The organism is Micromonospora sp. NPDC003776, assembly GCF_053605645.1.
Map to the genome: position 1 here is coordinate 1 of NZ_JBSGJR010000757.1, position 2,729 is coordinate 2,729.

Annotated in this window: 3 protein-coding genes; all 3 read left to right on the forward strand. The window is 75.4% G+C overall.

The window, feature by feature from the left end:
• The coding region (gene dacB / locus ACWEVO_RS34470) for a D-alanyl-D-alanine carboxypeptidase/D-alanyl-D-alanine endopeptidase (RefSeq protein ID WP_452311600.1) at window positions 1–1,294 on the forward strand (1,294 nt) is incomplete at its 5' end.
• A 59-nt stretch (window positions 1,295–1,353) separates the two neighbouring features.
• Window positions 1,354–2,421, forward strand: coding sequence for a zinc-dependent metalloprotease (locus ACWEVO_RS34475; RefSeq protein ID WP_452311601.1), 1,068 nt, complete (start codon window positions 1,354–1,356; stop codon window positions 2,419–2,421).
• A gap of 3 nt (window positions 2,422–2,424) precedes the next feature.
• Window positions 2,425–2,729: ATP-binding protein (locus ACWEVO_RS34480; RefSeq protein ID WP_452311602.1), on the forward strand; the 305-nt coding region annotated here is incomplete at its 3' end.

Here is a 2,729-nt window from a genome sequence, read left to right on the forward strand (position 1 = left end):
GCCCGCCCCGGCCGAGGTGCTCGCCGGCGCCGACCCGAACGCCCCGACGCCGACTCCCGGCGGGGTCCGTGCCGCGCTCGAACCCCTGGTCGCGGCCGCCGCGCTCGGCGAGCGGGTGAACATCTCGGTGGGGGACGTGGTCACCGGCAAGGCGCTCTACGGCCGCGGGCAGGACACCCCGACCGTCCCCGCCTCGGTGACGAAGCTGGCCACCGCCGTCGCCGTGCTGGCCGCCCGGGGTCCGGCGTACCGGATCCCCACCCGCGCGGTGGCCGGCCCGAACCCCGGTGAGGTGGTGCTGGTCGGCGGCGGTGACCCCACCCTCGCCGTGGACAAGAACGGCTTCTACCCGGGCGCGGCCCGGCTGGACGACCTCGCCGCCCAGGTGCGCAAGGCCCTCGGCGGCACCGCACCGACCAAGGTCATCGTCGACTCGTCCCTGTTCAGCGGCGAGGTGTACGGGCCGGGCTGGGACGCCGACATCCCCACCGGCGGGTACGGCGCGGCGATCACCGCGCTGACCACGGACGCCGCCCGCCGCGACCCCGAGGCGGCCCGGAAGACGTTCGACGACACCCACGGCGCCGCCGAGCGGGTGCCCCAGCCGGACCTGACCGCCGGCTGGCAGTTCGCGAAGCTGCTCGGGCTCACCGGCGCCGCCGCGGAGGTGAAGCAGGGCAGCGCGCCCACGGCCTCCGGCACGGCGGCGCCCGCGCCAGGCACCGAGCTGGGCAAGGTCGAGTCGCTGCCGATGGTCCGGCTCGTCGACATCATGATCAGCGACAGCGACAACGTGATCGCGGAGTACATGGCCCGGCAGGTGGCACTCGCCAAGGGCAAGCCGGCCTCCTTCGCGGGCGGCGCGGCCGCCACCGACCAGGTGCTCGGCGAGCTGGGCCTGCCGGCCAACGAGATCGACCTGGCCGACGGCAGCGGGTTGTCCCGGACCAACCGGATCAGCCCGTCCCTGCTCACCGACCTGATCACCCTCGCCGGCAACGGCAGCCACCCCGAGCTGGCGGCGATCTTCGGCGGCCTGCCGGTCGGCGGCTGGTCCGGCACCCTGGGGGACCGCTACCAGGAATCGGTCACCAAGGCCGGGGCCGGCGTGGTCCGGGCCAAGACCGGGACGCTGACCGGGGTCAGCGCGATCGCCGGCCTGGTCACCACGGCCGACGGCCGGCTGCTCACCTTCGCCGTGCTGACCGACCGGGCCCCGGCGGGCACCCTCGACGAGACCCGGGAGGCTCTCGACCGGATCAGCTCCGCGCTGGCCGGCTGCGGCTGCCGCTGAGCCGCTACGACGATCGTCGATCCCGGCTTGGGGTGTCGCGGCGCGGGTACGGTGGGTTCATGGCGCAGTTCGTGGACTGGGATCTGGCCGCCGCCACCGCGGGGGCGTTGGGCAAGTCTGGCCCTCGCGTGTCGTACGCCGAGGCCACCGACGTGGTCAGCGAGCTGCGACGGCTGACCGAGGAGGCGGCGGGGCACGTCGCCGACTACACCGGCCTGCGGTCCCAGATCGCCCATCCACCGGTACGGGTGGTGGACCGGCGGGACTGGGCGGCGGCGAACATCGCCGGGCTGCGCGAGGTGATCAGCCCGCTGGTGAGCCGCCTCTCCGGTGACAAGCGCCCCGGGCCGCTCACCGAGGCGGTCGGGTCCCGGCTCACCGGGGTGCAGGCCGGCACGGTTCTGGCGTACCTCTCCGGCCGGGTGCTCGGCCAGTACGAGGTCTTCGCTGGCGACCCCGGCCAGCTGCTGCTGGTCGCGCCGAACATCGTCGAGGTGGAACGGAAGCTGGGCGCCGACCCCCGGGACTTCCGGCTCTGGGTGTGCCTGCACGAGGTGACCCACCGCACCCAGTTCACCGCCGTGCCGTGGATGCGCGCGTACTTCCTCAGCGAGGTGCAGGCGTTCGTGGACGCCGCGCAGGCCGGCGAGCACCTGCTCGAACGGCTGCGCCGCGGGGTGGCCACCCTCTCCGAGGCGGTGCGCGACCCGGAGAGCCGGGCCAGCGTGCTGGACATCGTGCAGACCCCGGCGCAGCGGGCCGTGCTGGACCGGCTCACCGCGCTGATGACGCTGCTGGAGGGGCACGCCGAGTTCGTCATGGACGGCGTCGGGCCGCAGGTGATCCCGAGCGTCGAGTCCATCCGGGCGTCCTTCAACCGTCGCCGGGAGTCCGGCAACGCGCTGGAGAAGGCGATCCGCCGGCTGCTCGGCATCGAGGTCAAGATGCGGCAGTACGCCGAGGGCCGCAAGTTCGTGCACGGCGTGGTCGACCGGGTCGGCATGGCCGGTTTCAACCGGATCTTCTCCTCCCCGCTGACCCTGCCCCGGCTCGACGAACTGGGTGACCCGGACGCCTGGGTGGCCCGGGTGCACGGGCCGACGGGGGCCACCCCGACCGCCGGCTGAGCCGTGGCCGCGCTCGCCCCGCCGGTCGCCGCCGTCCGGATCGCCGTACGCCGGGCGCTGGCCGGGCTGTCCGGGGCCGGACCGGTGCTGGTGGCCTGCTCCGGCGGCGCCGACTCGCTGGCGCTGGCCGCGGCCACCGCCTTCGTGGCGCCCCGGCTCGGCCGGGCCGCCGGCCTGGTGACCGTCGACCATGGCCTGCAACCCGGCTCCGCCGAGCGGGCCGAGGCGGTCGCCGGCTGGGCCCGCGAGCTGGGGTTGGACCCGGTCGAGGCGGTGCCGGTGCGGGTCGCCGGGCGGCCTGGTGGCCC

Bases quoted from the DNA above. Each gene is read 5' to 3' on its own strand.
- ACWEVO_RS34475 (WP_452311601.1), top strand. From the start codon at position 1,354: ATGGCGCAGTTCGTGGACTGGGATCTGGCCGCCGCCACCGCGGGGGCG.